25 protein-coding genes are annotated in these 26,002 nt (G+C 31.0%); 21 read left to right on the top strand and 4 right to left on the bottom strand.

Features of this window, described 5'->3' with window-relative positions:
• Positions 1-12: 12 nt before the first annotated feature.
• Positions 13-2,367 carry a hydratase gene (locus B8978_RS08520; protein WP_084115226.1) on the bottom strand — a complete coding sequence of 785 codons (2,355 nt, stop codon included), beginning with the start codon at positions 2,365-2,367 and terminating at the stop codon, positions 13-15.
• Between the two features lie 284 nt (positions 2,368-2,651).
• On the opposite strand from B8978_RS08520, the gene B8978_RS08525 reads away from it, so the two are divergent.
• The 15 genes from B8978_RS08525 to B8978_RS08595 all read left to right on the top strand — a co-directional run bounded on the left by B8978_RS08525 (position 2,652) and on the right by B8978_RS08595 (position 16,556).
• Positions 2,652-3,023: a hypothetical protein gene (locus B8978_RS08525; RefSeq protein ID WP_084115227.1), complete on the top strand. Its 372-nt coding sequence runs from the start codon at positions 2,652-2,654 to the stop codon at positions 3,021-3,023.
• A gap of 18 nt (positions 3,024-3,041) precedes the next feature.
• The gene (locus tag B8978_RS08530; protein ID WP_084115228.1) at positions 3,042-3,485 is read left to right on the top strand and encodes a cell wall hydrolase; all 444 of its coding nucleotides are present in this window, start codon (positions 3,042-3,044) and stop codon (positions 3,483-3,485) included.
• 26 nt (positions 3,486-3,511) lie between these two features.
• Positions 3,512-3,925, top strand: a complete 414-nt coding sequence (locus tag B8978_RS08535) for a hypothetical protein (RefSeq protein ID WP_084115229.1) — start codon at positions 3,512-3,514, stop codon at positions 3,923-3,925.
• A 67-nt stretch (positions 3,926-3,992) separates the two neighbouring features.
• Complete coding sequence (locus B8978_RS08540; protein ID WP_084115230.1) at positions 3,993-5,306, top strand: aminotransferase class V-fold PLP-dependent enzyme; 1,314 nt, start codon at positions 3,993-3,995, stop codon at positions 5,304-5,306.
• A 127-nt stretch (positions 5,307-5,433) separates the two neighbouring features.
• A complete protein-coding gene (locus B8978_RS08545; RefSeq protein ID WP_084115231.1) occupies positions 5,434-5,910 on the top strand; it encodes a DsrE/DsrF/DrsH-like family protein in 477 nt (158 codons plus the stop codon).
• Positions 5,911-5,995: 85 nt separating this feature from the next.
• A complete protein-coding gene (locus B8978_RS08550; RefSeq protein WP_084115232.1) occupies positions 5,996-6,889 on the top strand; it encodes an acyl-CoA dehydratase activase-related protein in 894 nt (297 codons plus the stop codon).
• A gap of 1 nt (position 6,890) precedes the next feature.
• Positions 6,891-7,991: a 2-hydroxyglutaryl-CoA dehydratase gene (locus B8978_RS08555; protein WP_084115233.1), complete on the top strand. Its 1,101-nt coding sequence runs from the start codon at positions 6,891-6,893 to the stop codon at positions 7,989-7,991.
• On the top strand, positions 7,972-8,925 hold the full coding sequence (locus tag B8978_RS08560; RefSeq protein WP_084115234.1) for an acyl-CoA dehydratase activase: 954 nt from the start codon (positions 7,972-7,974) through the stop codon (positions 8,923-8,925). The genes B8978_RS08555 and B8978_RS08560 overlap by 20 nt, the downstream gene beginning before the upstream one ends.
• Before the next feature lie 63 nt (positions 8,926-8,988).
• Entirely contained in the window at positions 8,989-10,347 is a 1,359-nt protein-coding gene (locus tag B8978_RS08565; RefSeq protein ID WP_084115235.1) for a TRAP transporter large permease subunit, read from the top strand.
• A 75-nt stretch (positions 10,348-10,422) separates the two neighbouring features.
• Complete coding sequence (locus B8978_RS08570; protein ID WP_084115236.1) at positions 10,423-11,562, top strand: glycoside hydrolase family 18 protein; 1,140 nt, start codon at positions 10,423-10,425, stop codon at positions 11,560-11,562.
• Between the two features lie 228 nt (positions 11,563-11,790).
• Positions 11,791-12,270: a PTS sugar transporter subunit IIA gene (locus B8978_RS08575; RefSeq protein ID WP_084115237.1), complete on the top strand. Its 480-nt coding sequence runs from the start codon at positions 11,791-11,793 to the stop codon at positions 12,268-12,270.
• 14 nt (positions 12,271-12,284) lie between these two features.
• Positions 12,285-13,118 (top strand): PRD domain-containing protein, encoded by an 834-nt coding sequence (locus tag B8978_RS08580; protein WP_084115238.1) that lies wholly within the window; start codon positions 12,285-12,287, stop codon positions 13,116-13,118.
• Between the two features lie 155 nt (positions 13,119-13,273).
• Positions 13,274-14,653 (top strand): PTS transporter subunit EIIC, encoded by a 1,380-nt coding sequence (locus tag B8978_RS08585; RefSeq protein WP_084115239.1) that lies wholly within the window; start codon positions 13,274-13,276, stop codon positions 14,651-14,653.
• A gap of 18 nt (positions 14,654-14,671) precedes the next feature.
• Entirely contained in the window at positions 14,672-16,117 is a 1,446-nt protein-coding gene (locus B8978_RS08590; protein ID WP_139796008.1) for a glycoside hydrolase family 1 protein, read from the top strand.
• 103 nt (positions 16,118-16,220) lie between these two features.
• Positions 16,221-16,556, top strand: coding sequence for a single-stranded DNA-binding protein (locus B8978_RS08595; protein ID WP_084115241.1), 336 nt, complete (start codon positions 16,221-16,223; stop codon positions 16,554-16,556).
• Between the two features lie 91 nt (positions 16,557-16,647).
• Here the strand turns inward: B8978_RS08595 and B8978_RS08600 are convergent, their stop codons facing one another.
• Positions 16,648-18,564: an ABC-F family ATP-binding cassette domain-containing protein gene (locus B8978_RS08600; protein ID WP_084115242.1), complete on the bottom strand. Its 1,917-nt coding sequence runs from the start codon at positions 18,562-18,564 to the stop codon at positions 16,648-16,650.
• A 188-nt stretch (positions 18,565-18,752) separates the two neighbouring features.
• On the opposite strand from B8978_RS08600, the gene B8978_RS08605 reads away from it, so the two are divergent.
• From B8978_RS08605 to B8978_RS08630, 6 genes are all read left to right on the top strand, one after another.
• On the top strand, positions 18,753-19,385 hold the full coding sequence (locus B8978_RS08605) for a redox-sensing transcriptional repressor Rex (protein WP_084115243.1): 633 nt from the start codon (positions 18,753-18,755) through the stop codon (positions 19,383-19,385).
• A 130-nt stretch (positions 19,386-19,515) separates the two neighbouring features.
• Positions 19,516-20,301, top strand: a complete 786-nt coding sequence (locus B8978_RS08610) for a short-chain-enoyl-CoA hydratase (protein WP_084115244.1) — start codon at positions 19,516-19,518, stop codon at positions 20,299-20,301.
• 13 nt (positions 20,302-20,314) lie between these two features.
• Entirely contained in the window at positions 20,315-21,454 is a 1,140-nt protein-coding gene (locus B8978_RS08615) for an acyl-CoA dehydrogenase (protein ID WP_084115245.1), read from the top strand.
• A gap of 17 nt (positions 21,455-21,471) precedes the next feature.
• A complete protein-coding gene (locus tag B8978_RS08620) occupies positions 21,472-22,254 on the top strand; it encodes an electron transfer flavoprotein subunit beta/FixA family protein (RefSeq protein ID WP_084115246.1) in 783 nt (260 codons plus the stop codon).
• A 22-nt stretch (positions 22,255-22,276) separates the two neighbouring features.
• A complete protein-coding gene (locus B8978_RS08625) occupies positions 22,277-23,290 on the top strand; it encodes an electron transfer flavoprotein subunit alpha/FixB family protein (protein WP_084115247.1) in 1,014 nt (337 codons plus the stop codon).
• 37 nt (positions 23,291-23,327) lie between these two features.
• Positions 23,328-24,176, top strand: a complete 849-nt coding sequence (locus B8978_RS08630) for a 3-hydroxybutyryl-CoA dehydrogenase (RefSeq protein ID WP_084115248.1) — start codon at positions 23,328-23,330, stop codon at positions 24,174-24,176.
• Between the two features lie 39 nt (positions 24,177-24,215).
• On the opposite strand, the gene B8978_RS08635 is transcribed toward B8978_RS08630, so the two are convergent.
• On the bottom strand, positions 24,216-24,881 hold the full coding sequence (locus tag B8978_RS08635) for a TrkA C-terminal domain-containing protein (protein WP_242950525.1): 666 nt from the start codon (positions 24,879-24,881) through the stop codon (positions 24,216-24,218).
• Positions 24,882-24,939: 58 nt separating this feature from the next.
• Positions 24,940-25,929 (bottom strand): LacI family DNA-binding transcriptional regulator, encoded by a 990-nt coding sequence (locus tag B8978_RS08640; RefSeq protein ID WP_084115249.1) that lies wholly within the window; start codon positions 25,927-25,929, stop codon positions 24,940-24,942.
• Positions 25,930-26,002 lie beyond the last annotated feature (73 nt).

The raw sequence follows: 26,002 nt of genomic DNA on the forward strand, positions 1-26,002 counted from the left end.
ACAAGCTTAGTTTTAAATTTCAGTGCCATAAAAATTTATTAAACTACCAGATAAAACAATCTTTTTCTCATCATCAGTAAGATTACTGATTTTTAGCTTGATTCCTTTTCTTGTATTAGAACTTATAAGTAGAGCATCTATCTCCTCATAAGAATTTTTTATAGCGTCAATGATACCTTCAACATAAACATAATCTCCAACATTAAATTTAATATTAGCAGAAGGATCAATTGTAAATGGAAGCATACCCCAATTTACAAGATTACTTCTATACCTTTTAGTAGCATATTCCTCAGCAATGTTTGCTAGACCACCTAATACTTTTTGAGAGGAAGCAGCTTGCTCTCTAGCTGATCCATCACCAGGTTTTATAGCAAAAATTACGCTTCCAAATTGTATATTTTTAGCTGTATTAGTCAATAAATCATCATCAAGTGAGTCGCTATTAATTTTTTCGATAACTGCTTTTATTTCGCTAATATCAGCTGAATTATCGTCTTTTAAAAGTTTTTGTCTATTATTTTCAACAGATTGTACATCCTTTGTTCGCTGTACATAATTAGGGTCTTTTCTAGATAAAGCAAATTCTGCAAGCTTTAATGGATTAGAACGATAAGATGAAGTTTCTCCTGATGGTATAAGTTCATCTGTTGTTGTAACTGGATCCATTATTACAGAACACATTTTTAACAAAATTTTATCTTGTAAAGGAAGCATTTCTGGCCAATCTGTTATATTTGGACCGTATTTTAATTCACTTTGTTTCTCAGGTTTTTTATATCCATTGTAAACTCTATTTTTGTAAACAGAAGAATCAAAGTGATATGAAACATTAACTTCTGGAATTGAAATTTCTGTAGCAGGCGTTAAAATTCCACCATTAATTGCAGTAGCAGCAATTGACTGAGCATCCATAAGGGCTACTGAAGAAATTTGACCAAGACCAGGCTTAGAACCTTCTCTGCTAGGAAAGTTTCTAGTAGTATGTCTTATACTTAAAGCACCATTAGATGGAACATCTCCAGCTCCAAAACAAGGCCCACAAAACGCAGTTTTAACTACGGCACCTGCTGACATTAATTTTGCTATGGCACCATTTCTTATAAGCTCTAAATAAATAGGTTGACTAGCAGGGTACACACTAAGATTAAAATAGTCATTTCCTACTGAATGATTATTAATTATTTCTGATGCTATACATATGTTTTCAAAAGTTCCACCAGAACAGCCAGCGATTATACCTTGATCTACTTTAATTTTACCATCAACTATTTTATTTGTTAGGTTAAAGCAAGCATTAGGATTATCTATTTTTTCCCTTTCTTGTTCTTCAATCATACTTAATATTTGTTTTGCATTTTTATTTAATTCAGCTATGCTAAAAACGTTACTAGGGTGGAATGGAAGAGCAATCATTGGCTCAATTTTTGATAAATCTACTTTTACTAAACCATCATAATAAGCCACAGCTTTAGGCTCTAATTTTTCATATGCATCAGTACGGCCATGAATAGCATAAAATTCTTTTATCTTGTCGTCTGTGCACCAGATAGAACTAAGGCAAGTTGTCTCGGTAGTCATAACGTCAATTCCAATTCTATAGTCTGCTGAAAGATTAGCTATTCCAGGTCCAACGAATTCCATAATTTTGTTTTTTACAAAGCCGTTTTTAAATACAGCTCCAATAATTGCAAGGGCTACGTCTTGAGGACCTACTCCAAGCTTTGGTTTTCCTTCTAAATATATTGCGATTACTTCAGGAGAGTCTACATCATAGGTTTTACTTAAAAGTTGTTTAACAAGTTCTGGACCACCTTCACCGATAGCCATTGTTCCAAGTGCACCGTATCTTGTATGACTATCTGAACCTAAAATCATACTTCCGCATTTACTCATCATTTCTCTCATATATTGATGTATAACTGCTTCGTGTGGAGGAACATATATACCACCATATTTCTTGGCAGCAGATAACCCAAATACATGATCGTCTTCATTTATTGTTCCACCAATAGCACAAAGACTGTTATGACAATTGGTTAAAACGTATGGTATTGGAAATTCCTTTAGACCACTTGCTTTAGCTGTTTGAGTAATTGCAACATAAGTTATATCATGGGAAGCTAATGCATCAAATTTTATTTTTAATTTTTTAGGATTGTCAGAAGTATTGTGACTAGTTAAAATGTCGTAGGAAATAGTATTTTTTCGTGCTAAATCTTTATTGAGAATATTGTTTAAATTTGACGATATTTCTCCTTTTGCTATCAAAAATGAAGTTATATCATCAGTATTTAAATTGTCATCATAACCAAGAATAGCTTGATTTTTGTATAAATATGCACCTTTATTAATAATTTCTACCATTAGTTAACCTCCGTTTTAGTTTTCTTAAGTTTGATCAGATAAAGTGATAAATATGACTAAAATCAATAAATAATAAAATAATTTATTGACTACTATGTTATTATAATATATTTTTTTTGAGGTTTTGTAAATTTGTTTTTGAAAAAACGAATAAAATTAAGTTATTAAAATATAAATTAATAGAAAATTCAATAAAATGATAAAAAGTATTATTTAGTATGCACATTTTGAAAGGCTGATGAATAGACTAATAACATGAGTTTAAAATTTTGGGGGGAAAGAGTATGATTCCACAGTACTATTTTAATTCTTTAAGTAGAGAAACACCTTTATCAGCGGAAACTCCAATATTACCACTAGAAAATGATGACGAGATATTTGATAATAGGCAGATGCCAGGAACAACAACACCTAATATTCCTGGTGGGACAAATCCTACACAACCAAATCAAATGATTGATTATACACAAGGGTATTTGCAAACTCAAATTGGAAAAAGGGTAAGGATACAATTTTTAATTGGAACCAATGCACTTCAGGATAGGACTGGAATACTAACAAAAGTAGGAATAAGTTACGTAATCATAAAAAATGAGGATACTAATACTTTAGAATTAGGCGATCTTTATGCAATAAAATTCGTTGATATTTATTAACATTTATGAGGTGAGAAGATGTCTTATTCAAATAGAGAATTATTGGCGAGAATAATAAAATGTGAGGCAGGTGGAGAAGGCGAAAATGGCATGAAGGGGGTTGCAACGGTTATCATGAATAGGGTAAGAGTACCCTATGGTGAATATCAAAGAGTAAACCAAGGAGATATAAGAAAGGTTATATATCAAAAAGGACAATTTGATTGTGTAAGATCTGTTTTAGGAGGGGTTGCAAATCCACAAACTATATGGGCAAATCCACCAGAACAAATACATTATAATATAGCAGATTGGGCACTAGCTGGTAACAGATTATACAATATTGGATATTCTCTTTGGTATTTTAATCCTTTCAATCCAACATGTCCATATACATTTCCTAGTAATGGTACAGGGAGTTTTCAAGTTAGAGTAGTTCAACATTGCTTCTACAATCCAACAGAATTGTATGCACAAACATAATTAATTTTATAAAGGAGATAATTTTAATGATACCAGAATATTGCAAACAGTGTGTTAATAGGCAAATGAATCCTTATATACCAATAGACTTTGAAGCTAATCCAACTCCACATTCATTAGGTATAAATGAAGAAGAACCAAGACAGATGAATCAAAATAATATAGCAAATGTACCTAATGTAAGTAATAATGACAGTGATTTTCCAATAGCTCCAGGTTCGCCAACTGTGCTTGGAATAGAGTATACTCAAGGTTTCTTAAGAACAATAATTGGGAGAAGAGTTAGAGTTACTTTTTTAATTGGAACAGATTCACTGACAGATAGAACTGGGATACTTGAGGAAGTTGGTATAAGCTATATTATCTTGAGAGATGTTAATACCAACGTAAAAACTTTATGTGACATATATTCAATAAAATTTGTTGTTATTTTTAGTTAAAATATGTGTACCGTTCTAGTCTGTATTAAAATATAATATTAGTAAATTAATTATTAAGGTTATATAAATGTGCAAAAATTACTATAAGTCAAAATATAGAAACTTAATTGTTGGTGTAGACACTAAGGTACCAGTCAACAATGGTAAAATAGTAACTGCTATAAATTTTGATAATGCTGCCACAACCCCTCCATTTATATCAGTACTTAAAGAAATTTTTGATTATGCTCCTTGGTACTCATCAATTCATAGAGGTAGTGGATATAAATCATTAGTATCGTCAAAATTATATGAGGAGTCAAGAAAAATAATATTAGATTTTGTTGGAGCAGATGATAAATTAAATACGGTTATATATGTTAAGAATGCTACTGAAGCTATAAATAAATTAGCAAATAGACTTTTTGATAAAAAGACTAGATATGTTGTGCTTTCGAGTTATATGGAGCATCACTCAAATGATTTGCCATGGAGAAAAGATTATAAAGTTGACTATATTGAAGTAGATGAATGTGGACGAATAGATTTAAACAGTTTGGAGAGACAATTAAAAAAGTATAGGGGCAAGGTAAAACTTGTAGCTCTTACAGGTGCATCAAATGTCACAGGATATATAAATCCTATATTAGCTGCAGCTAAAATTGTTCATAAATACGGTGCAAGTATACTGATAGATGGAGCACAATTGGTACCACATACTAATGTTAATATGAAAAACGAGAACATAGATTTTTTAGTCTTTTCTGCACATAAGATGTATGCACCCTTTGGTATAGGTGTGCTAATAGGACCAACCAAAACTTTTGAAAGAGGAGCTCCAGATTATGTTGGAGGTGGTACAGTTAATTTAGTAACTCATAATTATGTTGAGTGGAACTCACCGCCTAACAAAGAGGAAGCTGGTACACCTAATATTATGGGCGTAGTTGCTTTAGTGGCAGCTATTAAAACTTTAAACTTACTTAGGAGAAGTGAAATTCAGCAATATGAAAATTCGCTAACTATATATACCATAGATAGTCTTAAAAAAATTAGAGACGTTAAACTTTATTGTATAGACAGTGATGTTTTAAGGGTAGGGATTGTTCCGTTTAATATAGAAGGTGTTGAACATGGAATTGTATCAGAAATACTTTCTAATGAAGCTGGAATTTCAGTTAGAGATGGATGTTTTTGTGCTCAACCGTATATTCGTAAATTGTTAAAGTTAGACAGCAATAATATAGATAGAACAAGAAATAGGCCTGGAATGGTGAGGATTAGTTTTGGTTTATACAATGACTATAGTGAGGTGGATAGACTGGTTTGGATTTTATCTAAAATAGTTAACAACAAGGAGTATTATAGGAATAAATACTATAAAAACTATCTCGAAAGATAAGATAAATATCTTTCGAGATAGTTTTTTATTTCATTATTTTAATAGAGAATGGATAAAATAAGAAAAATGAATAATAGTTAAATTATTGCTAATTATAATAAGAGATTTAAAATCAGGAGGGTTGAATATGGAGAAGAAATTAAATTTATTAATGTTTAGCGGGGATTACGATAAGGCGTTAGCAGGGCTTGTTCTTGCAAATAGTGCAAAAAATATTGGAGCGGATGTATCCATATTTTTTGCTTTTTGGGGATTATGCATAATAAGAGATCCAGAAAAAATTGATTTAAAAGATAAAACTGCATATGAAAAAATGTTCGAAATGGTTACCCCAAAAGGAGTGGAGGAATTGCCATTATCTAAAATGAATATGAGCGGAATTGGCAAAAAGATGTTAGTAAAGATGATGGGAGATGCTGAAAAACCTAGCCTTGCTGCATTTTTAAATGGAGCAATAAAAAAAGGAGTTAAATTATATGCTTGTAAATTGTCAGTAGAAGTTATGGGATTCAAGGAGAATGAGCTTATTAGTGAAGTTAAAATTATAACAGCAGAAGAATATTTAAAAGACGCATTTAATTCAAATATTCAATTATTTATATGAATATTTATATATGTAAATGTCAAAAATTAATAATGAAATATAATTTTGACATATTATATATAAAGTTTAGATGGGAGTTTTTTATATGAAAATAGGAATACCAAAGGGACTTTTATACTATAAATATTATACGTTTATAGATAGTTTTTTAGAAGAACTTCAGGTTGACTTCATAACATCGCAAGATACAAATAGAGAAATATTGGATTTAGGTGTGAAAAATTCAGTAGATGATGCATGTTTACCAATAAAAATTTTTCACGGTCATGTGGCCTCTTTAAAAGACAAGTGTGATGCAATACTAGTTCCGCGTTTTATGAGTACGTCTAAAGGAGAATATATATGTCCTAAATTTTGCGGCTTGCCTGAAATGGTAAGTAACAGCATAGAAGGTTTACCTAAATTAATAGTTGAACCAATCTATGGCTTGGATCAAAAACATTTATATAATTTTTCCAATAAGATTGCAAAAAAGATGGGTTTTAATAATCATAAAGTAAGGGAAGCATTTATTAATGCACTTGATAAGCAAAGAAAATTTAACACACAAAAATCAATGCCCCAAAATAAATATAAAATTGCATTAGTGGGTCATCCATACAATGTTTTTGATAAGTATATGAATATGGATATAATAAATAAATTAAATAAGATAAACATTAGTGCTATTACAGAGGAATATGTTGAACAAAAGACTATTAATGAGGAGATAAAAGATCTGTTTAAAAGACCTTTTTGGTATTTTGCAAGAAATTCATATGGCTTTGCTTCTTATGTTTCAGAAAATAAGTTAGTAGATGGAATAATATATATATCCTCTTTTGCTTGTGGTATTGACTCAATAGTTATAGAACTAATAAAGGATAAGGTAAGAGATATTCCTATATTAGTGCTTAAGATAGATGAACAGACCGGAGAAGCAGGTTTTGATACTAGAATAGAGGCATTTACTGACATGCTTGAAAGAAGGTGTAGCTAAAATGAAGATAACAATTCCACATCTAGGAAATGCAGACCTGGCAGCAAAAACTTTATTTAATGATCTTGATATTGAATACATAATGCCTGAATTTAGCAATAAAGATGCTCTTGAACTGGGAGCAAAGTATGCACCAGAAGATATATGTTTACCATATAAAATAATGCTTGGGAATATAATTTTGGGCTTCAAAGCAGGAGCGGATACAGCACTTATAACTGGAAGTTGCGGACCATGTAGATATGGAGAATATTGTGAGCTTTTTAAAAATACATTTAAAAGACTTGGATATGATGTAAAACTAATTGTTGTTGATTATCCAAAGGATATTGGTGTAAAAGAACTATTTGGAAGAATAGGAGAAATATCGAATGCAAGTAATAAAACTTTAGAAGAAAAGCTTCATGCTGTATATAATGCTTTAAAGGTTGTGAAACTTATAGATTATATAGAAACAAGGGCCAGGTATTTAGCTGGATATGAAATAAAAAAAGGAGAATTTAAAAAGCTTATATATGATTGTAAAGATAGTGCTTATAAATGTAAAAGTGGAAGTGAGATGATTAAAACTTTAAATGAATACAAAAGAAAACTTGAACACATAAAAGTTGATATGAATAAAAAACCAATTTCAATTGCAATAATAGGAGAGATATATACGATATTGGAACCTTTTGCAAATCTTTATGTGGAGGATAAACTTATAGATTTTGGGGTCTCAGTAAAGAAGGGAATAACACCAAGCTGGTGGATTAAGGATGCAATGTTGACTCCATTTAAGGCTAATTCAGTTGAAATTAGATTGTCATCTAAAAAATATTTACCATACTACATTGGTGGTCATGGAAGGGAATGTATAGGTGAAGCACTTATTGCAAAAAGACAAGGGCTTGATGGAGCAATTCAGATATTTCCACTTGGTTGTATGCCTGAAATAGTAGCAAAAGCAATATTGCCTAAAATTTCTAAAGATAAGGATTTTCCGATTATGAGTCTTGTAGTGGATGAGATGACTGGTGAAGCTGGTTTTTCAACAAGAATAGAAGCATTTTTAGATTTATTAGAGAGGAGAAAAGAACAAGATGTATTATATAGGAGTTGACGTTGGATCTGTTAGTACTGATATAGTAGTTTTAGACGAAAATATGAAGGTTAATGAATCGATGTATCTAAAGACAAAGGGTAGACCCTTAGATATTATAAGAGAAGGTTTTAAGAAGTTAAGTTATAAATATAAAGACGAAGAAATAAAAGCTGTTGGGGCAACAGGAAGTGGAAGACAAATATCTTCTTTCTTAATAGGTACAGATGCAGTTAAAAATGAAATTACGGCACATGCAATAGCAGCACTTGATGCGGATAAAGATTTAAAGACTATAATAGAAATTGGTGGTCAAGATTCAAAAATCATCATAATTAGGAATGGAATAGTTACAGACTTCGCTATGAATACAGTATGTGCTGCTGGAACTGGATCATTTTTGGATAGGCAAGCAGAGAGACTATCTATTCCAATTGAAGAGTTTGGAAACCTAGCTTTAAATTCTAAAAATCCTGTAAGGATAGCGGGCAGATGCGCTGTTTTTGCAGAATCAGATATGATACATAAGCAACAAGTTGGTTATAGTGAGGAAGATATAGTAAGAGGTCTATGTGAGGCTTTAGTGAGAAATTATTTAAATAATGTAGGTAAAGGAAAAGAAATAAAACCTAAAATATTTTTTCAAGGAGGAGTAGCTGCAAATAAAGGAATGAAGCTTGCATTTGAAAAAGAACTTGGAATGGAGCTTTATGTTCCTAAAAATTATAATGTAATGGGAGCTATAGGAGCGGCAATTATAGCAAAAAACTCTGTAGAAAAAAGTAAAGATGTTACAAAATTTAAAGGATTCAAAATGGTTAGCGGAGATTTCAATTCAAAGAGCTTCGAGTGTGATGGATGTTCTAATAGATGTGAAGTTGTGAAAATCATTGATAGAGAACAGTGTAGCGGATTTTTCGGTGATAGGTGTGGAAAATGGAGTAATTGCAGTTAATATATGCGTGCATATTATTGAATAAATTAAAAACATTTTTGAAAGTGTACAGAGGAGAAAATAATGGTAAATTTAGGATTGGTTCATTATGTTTATGTAGCTTTTATAGCATTAATAATAATTGTAATGTTCTTGAAAAAAGATGTTATTTTACCATGTATTTTAGGAATATTAGTTATAGGATTTATATATAGCGGGAATATAATTTCATCAGTTCAGATTATATATAGATCAGTAGTTGTTTCTAGCAGAGAATTTATAGAGATTGTAATAATAATAGCTTTAGTTAATTCAATGTCAAAGGCACTTAACAGTGTTGGGGCAGATGAAGTAATGATAAGACCCATTAGCAAACTTATGATTAGCCCTAAAATTGCTTTTGTTGTATTAGGATTTACAATGATGATATTTTCTTGGTTTATATGGCCGACTCCTGCAATAGCATTTATAGGGCCACTAATGGTTCCAGCGGCTATCAGAAGTGGACTTGAACCAGTATGGGCAGCTGTAAGTTTAGATATATTTGGAAATGGAATTGCATTATCAAGCGATTATTTTATACAGGGGGCACCAGCAATAACGTCAAAAGCTGCAGGTATAGAGAGTCCTTTTGCAATAGTAAAGGCAGGTTTCTTTATGTGGCTTACTATATCTGCTATAGTAGTAGCTATTTCTATAATTATGATGAATAGAAATGGAATAAATAAAATTAAAAACACAGAAAAAAAATACACTTATAAAACAAGTGACTCCAAAAGCAAAATTGTTGCAATGCTAACATATATATTTTTTTTAATAGATATAGTAATTTTATATTTCTATAAATTAAAAGGAAACGATGCTACATCTTTAATTGGAGGTACTGCTGTAATTGTTATGTTATTGTGCGTTTTAATAAAAAATGATATAAAAGCATCATTGGGGGAAGTTACAACACTTATAAGAGATGGATTTATGTTTAGCATTAAAATTTTTGCACCAATAATAATAATAGGTGCATTTTTTTTCCTTGGAAGTAAGGAAACAGCACAAGAAATATTAGGCTTAGGAACTAATGGACTTTTAACTGATGTGGGAGTTTACATATCGCAAAATATAAAATTGAATAAATTCTCAGTAGTATTAATTCAATCATTTATTAGCGGACTTTTAGGTGTAGGAGGTTCTGGATTTTCTGGGTTGCCACTAATTGGAACATTAGCACAGGTGTTTTCAAAGGCTATAAATATTAATAAAGCTAGTATTGCGGCACTGGGTCAAATAATCACGATTTGGGTTGGAGGGGGAACGATAATTCCATGGAGTATAATTCCATCAGCAGCTATTTGTGAAGTAGAACCATTTGAAGTAGTTAAAAGAAATATAATTCCTGTAGCATGTGGAATAATTTCTATAGTTTTAATAGCCATGTTTATGTTATAAGTTACTAGTAGTATGCACATTTGGTATAGCCTTTCATATATTATAAAGTGTTATAAATATGTAGAGGTGTAATTTTTGATAAATTATATAGTTAGACAAGGAGATTCACCGTGGTCTATCGGCAAAAAATTTGGTGTTAACTACAATGATATTATAACTATAAATGGATTACAAGATAAAAGAAACTTAGTGATAGGAGAAAGTCTCCTTATACCAATAAATCAACAAGCAAATAAAGAAGCTATTGAAGTAAATGGATTTATTATCCCTACGTCTAATGAAAGAGATAGAACTTTGGTTAGAGAAAATCAAAAATATTTAACTTATATAACTCCATTTAGTTATCATGTTACTGAAAATGGAACATTGACAAATTTAAATGATGAAGCCATTTTATCAGCAGCTAAGTTATATGGTGTTGCACCAATGCTATCAGTTTCTAATATATCTGGTAGTGGATTTGATACACAACTTATAGGAAAAATATTAAATAATAAAAGCACACAAAATACATTAATAGATAACATAATTAAAACCATGAATAATAAAGGCTTTAGAGGAGTAATAGTTGATTTTGAAAGAATACCACCTAAAGATAGAGAAAACTATAACAATTTTTTAAGAGAACTAGTAAGTAGAGCACATTCTAGCAACTATTTAGTTGGAACTGCTTTAGCTCCAAAGACATCAGCTGAACAATCAGGGCCTTGGTATGAAGCCCATGACTATGAAGCACACGGAAAAATTGTAGATTTTGTAATATTAATGACATACGAATGGGGATGGTCTGGTGGGCCACCAAGAGCAGTAGCACCAATAAATGAAGTTATTAAAGTTTTGAACTATGCTGTTTCTGTAATACCTAGTAACAAAATATTAATGGGAATTCCTTTTTATGGGTATGATTGGAAACTTCCATTCGTACCAGGTGGGAAGTTTGCAGAGGCTATAGGAAATCAAGAGGCTGTTATTAGGGCTGGAAAGTATGGAGCAAATATAAAATATGATAATATTTCTAAGTCACCGTTTTATAATTATATAGATGAAAATGGGATTAGACACGTGGTTTGGTTTGAAGATTCTAGGAGCATGATGGCAAAATTTAATTTGGTGAAACAATATGGACTTAGAGGAGTCAGCTATTGGGCTTTAGGAAAGCCTTTCCCTCAAAATTGGGCTTTACTTCAGGATATGTTTACAATAACAAAACTATAATAATAAATGCAAACTTCATCTTTTATAGGTGAAGTTTTTTATTGTGCAATAATTAAATTGTTTATTGAAAAGCTTGACATCGTTTTCAAATGATTATATAATGTAATTAAATTAAATATGTATTAGGATTGTTACTCTCTTAGAGGCATTACCCAAAAGCAACTATTATTAGGCTGTTTTTTGTGGAATATCTAAGGGAGTTTTTTATTTGATTAAGGAGGGAAAAGTATGTTTGAAATGTTTAAGAAAAAAAAAGATAATGATTTATACGCACCAGTAACTGGAGAAACAATTAAATTAGAAAATGTACCAGATAAAATGTTTGCTGACAAACTCATGGGAGATGGAATAGCATTTAAATTTGATGGTAATATGGTGTGTGCACCGTGTGATGGGGAAATTTCAATGATAGCGAATACTTTACATGCATTTGGAATTACAGCTGAAAATGGTGTGGAAATTTTAGTGCATATTGGTCTTGATACAGTAAATTTAAAAGGTAATGGATTTAAGGCAATAACAAAGGCAGGTAAAAAAGTTAAAAAAGGGACACCGATTATAGAGATAGACAAAGATATTATGAAACAAAATAATGTAAATTTGATTACGCCTATGATTATAACGAATTGTAATAATTTTAATATTGATATTGAAAAAGGTGATATGCATGTTATAGCAGGAGAGAGCAGAGTGATTTACTTTAGATAATAGGAGGATTATTCATGAAAGCTGTCAAAAAAATCAATAATAATGTAGCTGTTTGTTTGGATAATAATGAAAATGAATTGATTGCTTTTGGAAAAGGAATTGGGTTTCCGACGATGCCGTATAAAATAGTAGATCTTAGCACTATTTCTATGACATTCTATAAAATGGATGAAAGTTTTTATAACCTTCTAAAAGAAATTCCAGAAGAAATATTTGAAATATCAGCTATAATTGTTAAAAGAGCACAGATGACTCTTGATTGTAATTTGAATCCAAATATTTTGCCGGGACTTGCAGATCATATTAACTTTGCAATAAAGCGTATGAAAAAGTATAAAGAGATGAAGATGTTATTTTCTTATGATATAGAGAAATTGTATCCAGAAGAAACTTCTCTTGGGAGATATGCTGTTAAATTAGTTCAAAAAAAATTATTTGTGAAATTACCGGAGAGTGAAATAACAAACATAGCAATGCATTTTGTTAATGCAGAAGAAGAAAACATTAATGAAAATACAGTTCTAGATGTAGAGCAGCTGATTGAAGAAATTACAGGCATTATTGAGATGAAGTTTAAAATTAAAATTGATAGAAAAGGTTTTAATTACAACAGATTTGTAATACATTTGAGATACTATTTAAAACGAATTGAAGAAAATAAGCAATTTGTAGATGATAATGGTGAGCTTTTTAAGGCTATGCAGGAAAAGAACCCTAAAGTTTATGAATGTGCAGAGCTTATCAGCATTATTATAGATGAAAAATTAAATTCAAAAATTACAGAAGATGAAGTATTATATTTGATGATACACATTGGTAGAATTTTAAAAAATAATACAATAAATTAAGGATTGTAACTCGTAATGGAGGCATTACCGAAATTGGCACGAAGATAACTGTGTCATTTCGGTTTTTTTATTTTATGATAATAGCAATTATTTAATGATTAGTTAGTTAATTTTTATAATATATAAATAAAAATAATTAAAAAGAGGGGATAAAAATGGCAAAGAAAGAAAAATACGAAGAGCTTGCAACAAAAGTTTTAGAACTTATAGGAGGAAAGGATAATATAAGTAGTTTTGTACATTGCATGACACGACTAAGATTTAACTTGAAGGATACCAGCATTGTTAAGCTAAATGAAATTGAGAAAATAAATGGAGTAATAGGAGCACAATGGTCAAATGATCAACTGCAAATTATTATAGGCCAATCGGTTGGAGACGCATATAAGTTAATCTGCAAAAAGGCTGAATTTAAGGTCGAAAAAGGTATAGATGAAAATTTAGATAATAAAAAGAAATTTAGTTTTGCAGCAATTATTGATGGAATTTCTGGAAGCTTGATACCAATATTACCATTATTGATTGGCGCTGGTATGTTAAAAGTCGTTATAATTTTGGGTGGAATGTGTGGTTTGCTTACTCCTAAGATGCCAACATATACAGTATTAACATTTGCAGCTGATGCTGGTTTTTATTTCCTACCTGTATTTTTAGGGGCAACAGCAGCAAATAAATTTAAAGCTAACATGGGATTAGGAATGCTTCTAGGAGCAATTTTAATACATCCAACTATGGTAGCAAATGTTACTCAAAAAGTACCAATGTCTATTTTTGGTATTCATATTTATGCAACATCTTATGCAAGTACTATTTTTCCAATAATTATGGCGGTATTTGTAATGGCATATGTTGAAAAGTTTTTTCAAAAAATTTCTCCTGATTCAGTTAAAGTTATATTAGTACCACTAGGAACTATTTTAGTAATGCTACCTTTGACGTTGTGTCTAATTGGACCAGCAGGTTCATTTTTAGGAGTATATTTAGCAAAGGCTATTATGTGGTTATATCATACAACAGGTTTCTTTGGAGTTGCACTTTTAGCAGCAGTATATCCACTATTGGTAATAACAGGTATGCATGGAGCTTTAGTTCCTTATATGTTCCAATCTTTTGCTTCCTTTGGATATGAGCCAATAGTATGTACTGCAGGTGTGCTATCTAACATTAATCAAGGAGCAGCTTCTGCAGCAGTAGCCTTAAAGTGTAAAAATAAAAAGATGAAATCAACGGCTGCTTCTAGTGCCATTACGGCAGTTATAGGTGGAGTAACAGAGCCTGCAATGTTTGGTGTTAATCTAAGATTGAAGAAGCCACTATATGCATCAATGATTGGAAATTTTTGTGGAGCGGCTTTCGCTGGTTTAATGAAAGTATATTCTTATGCATTTGCAGGAAGTGCAGGTATTTTTGGTATAGCAGGATTCGTAGGACCAGCAAAAACGAATGTTATCTATATGGCAATAAGTGTGATAATTGGTTTTGTCGCAACATTTATTATAACTATGATTATATATAAAGGTGACGAAGTATATTAAAAAATGGAGGGAAGAAAAATGGATTTTCCAAAAGATTTTTTTTGGGGAGGAGCTACTGCTGCAAACCAAGTTGAAGGTGCATGGAATGAAGATGGAAAGGGCGATAGCGTTTGTGATCATATGACAGGTGGTGCTGTAGATAAACATCGCTATTTTACAAATAAAATACAAAGTGACGCTTATTATCCATCACATGAAGGAATAGATTTTTATCACAGATATAAAGAAGATATTGCATTATTTGCAGAAATGGGATTTCGTATGTTTCGTATCTCCATTAATTGGACTAGAATTTTTCCTAATGGAGATGACGAAAATCCTAATCAAAAAGGATTGGATTTTTATAAATCTGTTTTTGAGGAATGCAGGAAATATGATATTGAGCCATTAGTAACAATTTCACATTATGAGCTTCCATATAATTTGATGGAAAAATATGATGGATGGACAAATAGAAAATGTATAGATTTTTATATTCGATACTGCAATACATTGTTTACTGAATATAAGAATTTGGTTAAATATTGGCTTACGTTTAATGAAATAAATTGTCTCACAATGAGCGTTGGCGACATATTGTCTGGTGGATTTAAGTGTGAAGATGGACCTGCACAGGTAATGGGACTTCCTGATACAAAGGAACAATTAAGAAAAAGATATCAAGCATTGCATCATCAATTTATTGCCAGTGCAAAAGCAGTAAAATTAGGTCATGAAATTAATTCAGAATTTAGAATTGGATGTATGATTGCAGGAGGATGTGTTTATCCATATAATTGCAATCCTGATGATGTACTATTAGCACAAAAAGATATGAGGATGAACTATTTTTGTGGAGATGTACAAGTAAGAGGAGAATATCCTTATTTTACAAAACGCATGTTTGACGAATTTGGAATTTCAATTGCTATAGAAGAAGGCGATATAGAGATACTTAAAAATGGTAAAGTAGATTTTTATAGTCTTAGTTATTATATGAGCACTTGCAGAACAGTTGATGAAAAAGCACTAAAAACTACTGGAAATGTTATTATGGGAGTTAAAAATCCATATTTGAAAGCAAGTGATTGGGGATGGCAGATAGATCCTAAGGGATTACGATATCTATTGAATGAATTATATGGAAGGTACCAAATTCCAATTATGGTAGTGGAGAATGGTTTAGGAGCAATTGATAAGGTAGAAGTAGATGGCTCCATTCATGACAGTTATAGAATTGATTATTTACGTGGTCATATTAAGCAGATGAAAGAAGCAATAAATGATGGGGTAGATTTGATTGGATTTACTCCGTGGGGATGTATTGATTTGGTTAGTATATCCACTGGTGAAATGAAAAAAAGGTATGGATTTATTTATGTGGATAAAGATAATGCTGGAAATGGAACCTTGAATAGATCGCGAAAAGACTCATTTTACTGGTATAAAAAAGTAATTGCATCTAACGGACAAAATCTCACTTAATTATTAAAAAAACTAAGAAGCTATGATTGGAAACCTATAATTGAATATATTCACATAATCCTGTCAATAATTAAGATATAAAAAATTATAGGAGGATTTTCTTGTGAATAAAGTTGAGTTAGTAGGAAGAATGGTTAAGGATCCGGAACTAAAGTGTATTGAAGATACGGATAGAAAAGTATGTAATTTTACAATAGCTGTAAATAGAAACTTTGTAAACTCAAATGGTGAAAGAGAGGCAGATTATATACCAATTGTTGTTTGGGGAAGAACTGCTGAAAATCTATGCAATTATATAAAAAAAGGAAAACTTATTAGTGTTATTGGAAGATTACAAATAAAAAGATACGAAGCAAAAGATGGCACAAAAAGATATATTTCAGAAGTTGTTGCGGAAGAGGTATCATTTCTTGAGTCAGTAAAGGAAAAGGCTGAATAAACTAATATAAAGGCATATTCTCAAAATAACTAGTCAGTCTGCTAGTGTATTTTGGGATATGCCTAAATTTAATTTAAATGTATTTTTAAAATTAAATTAATGTTTCCCATTCTTCATAAAGTTTTTCTAGGCTACTTTGTAATTTATTTATTTCATTGTTGATTTCTTTGCTTTTATCTGGATTTGAGTATACTTCCTCTAAACAAAGATCGGTTTGAAGTTTTTGTATTTTGGTTTCATTATCCATAATAAGTGCTTCAATTTCTTTTGATTTTAATTTCTGCTTTTTTACTTCTTTTTCTAGCTCTTTTTTCTTTCTTTTTTCAAGGTTAATTTGTGTTTTTGTTTTGCCACTTGCAGGCTCTTCCTCATCTTCAAATCTATTGGGATTTTTTTTCTTTTCAATGTAATAGTTATAGTTACCTAAGTATTCTTTTATTCCAGTTTCTTGAAGCTCATATATTTTAGAAACAACTTTATTTAAAAAATATCTATCATGTGATATTACAAGAACTGTACCATCATAACTTAAAATAGCATCTTCTAGAGCTTCTCTAGAAACTATATCAAGATGATTTGTTGGTTCATCTAAAAGCAAGAAATTACTTTTGGATAACATAAGAATAAGTAAATTTATCCTGCATTTTTCTCCACCACTTAAAGTTGATATTTTTTTGAAAACATCATCACCAGTAAATAAAAATGCTGCAAGTGCATTTCTTATTTTGGTTGTAGTTAAGTCTGGAAAATGATCCCAAACCTCATCTATTATAGTTTTATCATCATTTAGATTTGATTGCTCTTGATCATAGTAACCTATATGAACGTTTTTACCTAAAACCATTGTACCAGCATCACTATTAGTATTCCCTAAAAGTATATTAAACAAGGTTGTTTTTCCACGTCCATTTTCACCGATTAAAGCAATTTTCTCACTTCTCTTCATGTCTAGGGAAAGTTCACTAAAAAGCTTTTTTTCGCCAAAACTTTTTGATAAATTCTCAATGTGAAGTACATCATTTCCACTTTTAATAGATGCTTCAAATGCTATTCGTGAAGCTTTTCCTTCATCAGAAGGGGCTTCTATTCTTTCAATTTTATCTAGAGCTTTTTGCCTGCTCTCTGCGGCTTTTATACTTTTTTCTCTATTAAAAGATCGATATTTTTCTATAATTTCTTCTTGCCTTTTTAATTCAGATTGCTGAAGTTTATATGCTTTCATTTGAACTTCAAAGTTTTTCTTTTTCAATTCTAGAGCAGCAGTATAATTGCCATTGTAAGTATAAATCTGTCCGTTAAGCATCTCTAAAGTTTTTTCTGTTACAGCATCTAAAAAATATCTATCATGTGATATCAGAACTACAGTACCCTTGTAGGAGATAAGATATTCTTCAAGCCATTCAATTGCATCTAAATCAAGATGATTAGTAGGCTCATCTAAAAGCAATATATCAGGTTTAGTAAGAAGAAGTTTACAAAGAGCCACTCTTGATTTTTGACCTCCACTTAAAATATCAATGTGCTTATTAAAGTCATTTTCTAGAAAACCTAAGCCCCTGAGAACCCTGTTAATTTCACCCTTATATATATATCCGCCTTTATTATTATATATTTCAGTAAGCGTGGTATAGTCCTTAATTACCTTATTATGATAATCTTCATTTTCAGGGTCATAAGGAGAATCCATAATTAATTCTAATTTTTTTAGCTTCTTTTCAATGTTAATAAGCTCACTAAAAACTAATAGAAGTTCCTCATATATTGTATTTGAGGTTTCAAGAGATAAATTCTGAGACATATACCCTAATACTTTTCCTTTTTCTATAAACAACTCACCAGTGTCTTGTTCAAGTTGATTTGTTAAAATCTTAAATAAAGTTGACTTACCGGTACCATTTGCACCAATTAGACCTACTTTCTCACCTTCATTAACGTTAAAACTTATATTCTTTAATATGATATCAATACCATAAGATTTTTGTATATTTTTTGAGCTTAAAACAATCATGAAATCACCAGCCTTGTATGTTATCCTTCATATTTTAACATTTTAATAAGATTATATAAAGAAAAAGCTTATAAAATATGAAATTTTATTGTATACTATAGATTGTGTGAATAATATTTAACAAAAAAATAATAAAAAAATGTTTATGTAATAATATAGATATAGTATTGAATTGAGAGGTGCAGCAGTTGGATAAGAAAAAGAACATATCTATGGCAGTAATCAAAAGGTTGCCAAAATATCAAAGATATCTTAGGGAGATGCTTAATAATGATATTGATAGAATATCTTCAAAGGAATTAAGCGAAAAGATTGGTTTCACTGCTTCTCAGATAAGACAAGATCTTAATTGTTTTGGTGATTTTGGACAGCAGGGGTATGGTTACAATGTGGCAGATTTGTATAAAGAAATTTGTAATATACTAGGGCTTACAAAACAGTACAAAACAATTATTATTGGAGCAGGAAATATTGGTCAGGCCATAGCAAATTACACTAATTTTCAAAAGATGAATTTTGATTTAGTTGGAATTTTTGATACAAATCCTAAATTGTGTGGCTTAAAAATTAACGATATTGAAATAAGAGATATTGATCTTCTAGGAGAATTTCTTAAGGAAAATAACGTTGATATAGCTATAATTTGCGTTCCAAGTAGAAGCGCACAGGGAATTTGTGATATGGTTGTAAAAGGTGGCATTAAAGGAATATGGAATTTTGCACCTATAGATTTATCAATACCTAAAGAAGTAATTGTAGAAAATGTTCATTTAAGTGAGAGTTTACTTACACTTAGCTGCCTAATGAATGGAGCAATCTAAAATATAGTTTTTTGTATTGAAAATGGTTTGACAACAAGTTATAATAGTAAATAGAGCGTCATGCTTTAAAAATTTTTTAAACTTCATTGTTATAATATTAACAATGAATAAAAGTTTAGGAGGATTAGTCATGAACTTAAAAAATATCATCCTTGAAAAAGAAGGTAAAATTGCTTTAGTTACACTTAACAGACCCAAAGCTCTTAATGCACTTAACAGTGAAACTTTACAGGAGCTTGACATTGTCATTGAAGACATTGAAAAAGATTCTTCAATATGCGCAGTTATAATAACTGGTGCAGGTAAATCCTTCGTTGCAGGAGCAGATATTTCAGAAATGAAAGACATGAATGTAATAGAAGGTAGAAAATTTGGAATACTAGGAAATAAGGTATTCAGAAGACTTGAAAACTTAGAAAAACCTGTTATAGCTGCACTTAATGGGTTTACATTAGGCGGTGGATGTGAACTTGCTATGTCGTGCGATATTAGAATTGCATCAACAAAAGCTAAGTTTGGTCAACCAGAAGTAGGTTTAGGAATAACTCCTGGTTTTGGAGGAACTCAAAGACTTGCAAGACTAGTTGGAATGGGAGCAGCTAAAGAATTAATATACACAGCCAAAATGATTGATGCCACTGAAGCTTATAGAATAGGACTTGTTAATAAGGTGTTTGAGCCAGAAACTTTAATTGAAGAAGCAAAGGCACTTGCAACTACTATTGCTAACAATGCACCTGTTGCTGTAAAACTTTCTAAGGTAGCAATAAATAAAGGTATCCAAACAGATATAGATACAGCGTTATCTTATGAATCAGAAGTGTTTGGAACATGCTTCTCAACAGAAGATCAAAAAGAAGGTATGGATGCTTTCTTAAACAAAAAAAGTTTAGTTGGCAATTTCAAGAACAAATAAGGAGGTATATTAAATGAATTTTTCATTGACTAAAGAACAAGAATTAGTACAAAAGATGGTAAGAGAATTTGCTGAAACAGATGTAAAGCCAATTGCAGCTGAAATTGACGAGACAGAAAGATTCCCTATAGAAAATGTTAAGAAAATGGCAAAGTATGGTATGATGGGTATCCCATTCTCTAAAGAATATGGTGGTGCCGGTGGAGATACATTATCTTATATAATTGCTGTAGAAGAATTATCAAAAGTATGTGGTACAACAGGAGTAATCCTTTCAGCACACACTTCATTATGTGCTTCATTAATTAATCAATTTGGAACACCAGCACAAAAAGAAAAATATTTAGTACCACTAGCAAAAGGTGAGAAAATTGGAGCATTTGGTTTAACTGAACCAAACGCAGGAACAGATGCAGCTGGACAACAGACAGTGGCAGTTCTTGATGGAGATCACTATGTTATAAATGGTTCAAAAATATTTATAACTAACGGTGGAGTTGCAGATACTTTTGTTATATTTGCTATGACAGATAGAAGCAAAGGAACAAGAGGAATAACAGGATTTATAATTGAAAAAGGCTTTAAAGGTTTCTCAATTGGTAAAGTGGAAGATAAGCTTGGAATAAGAGCTTCATCAACAACAGAACTTATATTTGAAGATATGATAGTACCAGTAGAAAACATGATTGGTAAAGAAGGAAAAGGCTTTGGTGTAGCAATGAAAACTCTTGATGGAGGAAGAATTGGTATAGCAGCACAAGCATTAGGAATAGCAGAAGGTGCTTTCAATGAAGCTAAAGAATATATGAAAGAAAGAAAGCAATTTGGAAGAAGCTTAGACAAGTTCCAAGGATTGGGTTGGATGATGGCTGAAATGGATGTTGCTATAGAAACAGCAAAACTTCTTGTATATAAAGCAGCTTGGAATAAAGATCAAGGACTTCCATACACTGTTGAAGCTGCAAGAGCAAAACTTCATGCTGCAAATGTGGCTATGGATGTAACTACTAAAGCAGTTCAATTATTCGGTGGATATGGATATACTAAAGATTATCCAGTAGAAAGAATGATGAGAGATGCTAAGATAACTGAAATATACGAAGGAACTTCTGAAGTTCAAAAAATGGTTATTTCAGGAAACATATTCAGATAATAAGGAGGGTTAAACACATGAATATAGTTGTTTGTTTAAAACAAGTTCCAGATACAACTGAAGTAAAGATAGATCCTAAAACAGGAACACTTATAAGAGAAGGAGTCCCATCAATAATAAATCCAGATGATAAAAATGCTTTAGAAGAAGCATTAGTAATAAAGGATAATACTGGAGCAAAAGTTACAGTAATATCTATGGGACCTCCACAAGCACAAAATGCTTTAAGAGAAGCATTAGCAATGGGAGCAGATGAAGCTATTCTTGTAACAGATAGAGCATTTGGAGGAGCTGACACATTAGCAACTTCAAACACACTTGCAGGAGCACTAAAAAAACTTGATTATGATATAGTATTTGCTGGAAGACAGGCAATTGATGGAGATACTGCACAAGTTGGACCAGAAATAGCTGAACATCTTGGAATTCCTCAGATTACATATGTTGAAAAAGTTGATGTAACTGGTGATAACGAGTTAACAGTAAGAAAAGCTTGGGAAGATGGATATGAAATAGTAAAAGTTCAAACTCCAGTGTTACTTACTGCAATAAAAGAATTAAATGTACCAAGATATATGAATATTAAAAACATATTTGGAACATTTGACAAAGAAATTAAAATGTGGACTGCAGATGATATTGACGTAGATAAATCCCTTCTTGGACTTAAAGGATCACCTACAAAGGTTAAAAAATCCTCAACTAAAGAAGCTAAAGGTCAAGGAGAAATTATTAATAAGCCAGTTAAAGAAGCAGTTAGTTATGTAGTTTCAAAATTAAAGGAAAAACACTATATTTAGAATGATGTAGGAGGGATTTCAAATGAATATATCAGATTACAAAGGCGGCGTATGGGTCTTTGCAGAACAAAGAGACGGAGAACTTCAAAAAGTTTCATTGGAACTTTTAGGAAAAGGTAAGGAAATAGCAGCACAGTTAAAAACTCAATTAGTAGCAGTATTACTTGGAAGCGATACTGATGAATTAGCAAAAGAATTATTAGCATATGGTGCTGATAAAGTTTTAGTTGCTGATAGTAAACTTTTAGGACATTTTACAACTGATGGATATACAAAAGTTATTAGTAAATTAGTAGATGAGAAAAAGCCAGAAGTATTATTTATAGGAGCTACTTTCATTGGAAGAGATCTAGGTCCAAGACTTGCAGCAAAACTTTCAACAGGTTTAACTGCAGACTGTACTTCACTTGATACAGATCCTGAAAATGGCAATCTTCTAGCTACAAGACCAGCATTTGGCGGTAATCTTATGGCTACAATAGTTTGTGCTGATCACAGACCACAAATGGCTACTGTAAGACCAGGAGTTTTCTCAAAACTTGAGAAAGATACTTCAAAGGTTGAAGCATCAAAAATAGAAAAAGTAGCATTTGATTTAACAGAAAGTGATATTAGAACTAAAGTTCAAGAAGTTGTAAAGGTTGCTAAAGAAGTAGAAGATATATCAGAAGCAAATGTTATAGTTGCTGGTGGTAGAGGTGTTGGAAGCAAAGAAAACTTCTCTTTATTAAATGAACTTGCAGAAGTTCTTGGTGGAACAGTAGCAGCTTCAAGAGCAGCTATAGAAAAAGATTGGATCGATAAAGATTTACAAGTTGGTCAAACTGGTAAAACTGTAAGACCTACTGTTTATATCGCTTGCGGTATTTCAGGAGCTATTCAACATCTTGCTGGAATGCAAGACAGTGATTACATAATAGCTATTAACAAGGATGAAAATGCTCCAATAATGGCTGTAGCAGATCTTGCTATAGTTGGAGACCTAAATAAAGTAATTCCTGAATTAATAGCACAGGTTAAAACAGCTAAAAACTAATTTAAAAATTAAAAATAAATTTTGGGAGGTCATCATAATGAAAAAAGTATGTGTACTTGGCGCTGGAACAATGGGAGCAGGAATTGCTCAGGCGTTTGCAGCAAAAGGTTTTGAAGTAGTACTTAGAGACATAAAAGATGAATTTGTTGAAAGAGGATTAAAAACAATCGATAAAAATTTATCAAGACTTGTTTCAAAGGAAAAAATAACAGAAGAAACTAAGGCTGAAATACTTACAAGAGTTACTGGAACAGTTGACCTTGAACAGGCAGCTGATTGCGATCTTGTAGTGGAAGCAGCAGTTGAAAACATGGCTATCAAGAAACAAATATTTGGAGACTTAGATAACATATGTAAACCTGAAACAATTTTAGCTTCAAATACATCTTCATTATCAATCACTGAGGTTGCCGCTGCAACGAAGAGACCTGATAAGGTTATTGGTATGCATTTCTTCAACCCAGCTCCAGTAATGAAACTTATTGAAGTTATAAGAGGAATGGCTACTTCACAAGAAACATTTGATGCTGTAAAAGCTCTTAGCACTGAAATTGGAAAAGAGCCAGTTGAAGTTGCAGAAGCTCCAGGATTTGTTGTAAACAGAATATTAATACCAATGATTAATGAAGCAATAGGAATATTTGCTGATGGAGTAGCTTCAGCAGCAGATATTGATACTGCTATGAAACTTGGTGCTAATCACCCAATGGGACCTTTAGCTTTAGGAGATCTTATTGGACTTGATGTATGTCTTGCTATAATGGACGTTTTATATAGTGAAACAGGAGATACAAAATATAGAGCTCACGCATTACTTAGAAAATATGTAAGAGCTGGATGGCTTGGAAGAAAATCAGGAAAAGGTTTCTTTGATTATTCAAGATAAGTAAAAACTAAAGGAGTACTGCGTTTTTGCAGTGCTCCTTTAATTTTTATGTTTAAGTTTAAATATTCTATTCACTTCGTCAACTTTACCATAAAGCAATATATTATCACCTTTTTCTAGTACATAATCACGTTTTGGAAAACCTATAAATTTGTTTCCTTTATCTATATTTAATATTATTACATTATGTGGTTTTAAATTTGAATTCATTAAAGATACATTAATAAGTGGAGAAGCTTCATCTAATGTAATATTGAAAACACCGTAACCTTTTGCTCGATTTATAAGCTTGTACATTTTATGTGGGGATTTAAAAGGTCTTTTTAAAAGAATTCTTTCGATTATATTGTCTAAAAACTTTAGAAATATTTTGTTTTTTAACATAAACAAGGTTATTATAAAAAAAGTTAAAAGTATTAAAACATTTTTAAAGGATAAAGAAGTTCTAATTATATTGATTAAAAATGAAATACCTGTTAAATATCCGATATAACCTATAACCATAACGTATTGTGCCAGTTTTCGTCTTGAAGGATGTTGAGTTATAAGCTCAGATTCTTTAGTTGTAAAACCAGAACTTGTAAGAAGTGATATAACTTGAAATCTAGACTTTTCTTCTGAAAGTCCTGTAAGCTTAAACATAACAGTCATGATTTCAATTATTAAGAAAAATATTAAACATAATAACAAAAAATAGATTACCATACATACACACACCTTTGCTGTAAGAAAATTAGAATTAATTTATATAACTATATAATAATTAAGAACTTTCTCTAATTACTAAATCTGGACGAACTAGTATATTTGATGTTACATTTTTCTTTTCTATAAGATCATTTAATAATTTGACACTTAAAGAACTGGTTGTTTCCACTTTATTATCAACAGAAGTTAATTCAGGGTAACAGCATCTAGCAAATGTAGAGTTGTTAAAACCTGTTATAGCAACGTCTTCAGGCACGTTAAGATTCAATTCTCTAAGCTTCTTTATAGCACCAATTGCAGTAATATCTTCACCAAATACAATAGCAGAAAAATTTTTATTTAATTGCATAAGTTTTTCCACTGCTTCATAGCCACCATCTAGACCATACTTAGTAGTTATTATAGAATTATCGTCTATTTTTAAACCATGCTTATTCATTCCAATTATAAAGCCATCCTTTTTTTGATTTGCACTGTAAGTATCTGAATCTTTAACATAAACAATATCCGAATGACCTTTATTAAACAAATGATCAACACAAAGGGTTATACCATAGGCATCATCTACTAATACAGAATAAGTGTTTTCTATATCTAAAAGTCCATTTTGCAGTACTAAAGGAATATTTTTAATACAAGATGAAATTGAAGACTTAACAACATCATTACTAAATACTGAACCCATTAAAATAATTCCATCTATATTTCTTTCGGATAACATTTTAATGTAATTTATGCTCTCCTCAGTTTTATCTCCAGTATTACAAAGAATAACATTATAACCTAATTTATTAAATTCACGTTCTATTATGTAAGCAGCATTAGCGTGGTGTATATCTTTAATATTTGTAGTTACTACACCTATGGACTTCATAGACTTTGCAACCAAACCTCTAGCTATAGCATTTGGGGTATAATTGTATTTTTTTAATATATATTCAACTTTATCTTTAGTTTTTTTACTAATATTTTCTTTATTATTAAGTACTCTAGATACAGTGGTTATAGAGACGCCTGCTTCTTTGGCAATATCATATATATTCATATTTATTCCTCCGTAAAATTTTAAAGTCTAATATATGCAAGTAAAAATTTTAATTTTGAAAGCGATTGCAATT

The organism is Clostridium acidisoli DSM 12555, assembly GCF_900176305.1.
GTDB lineage: Bacteria > Bacillota > Clostridia > Clostridiales > Clostridiaceae > Clostridium_I > Clostridium_I acidisoli.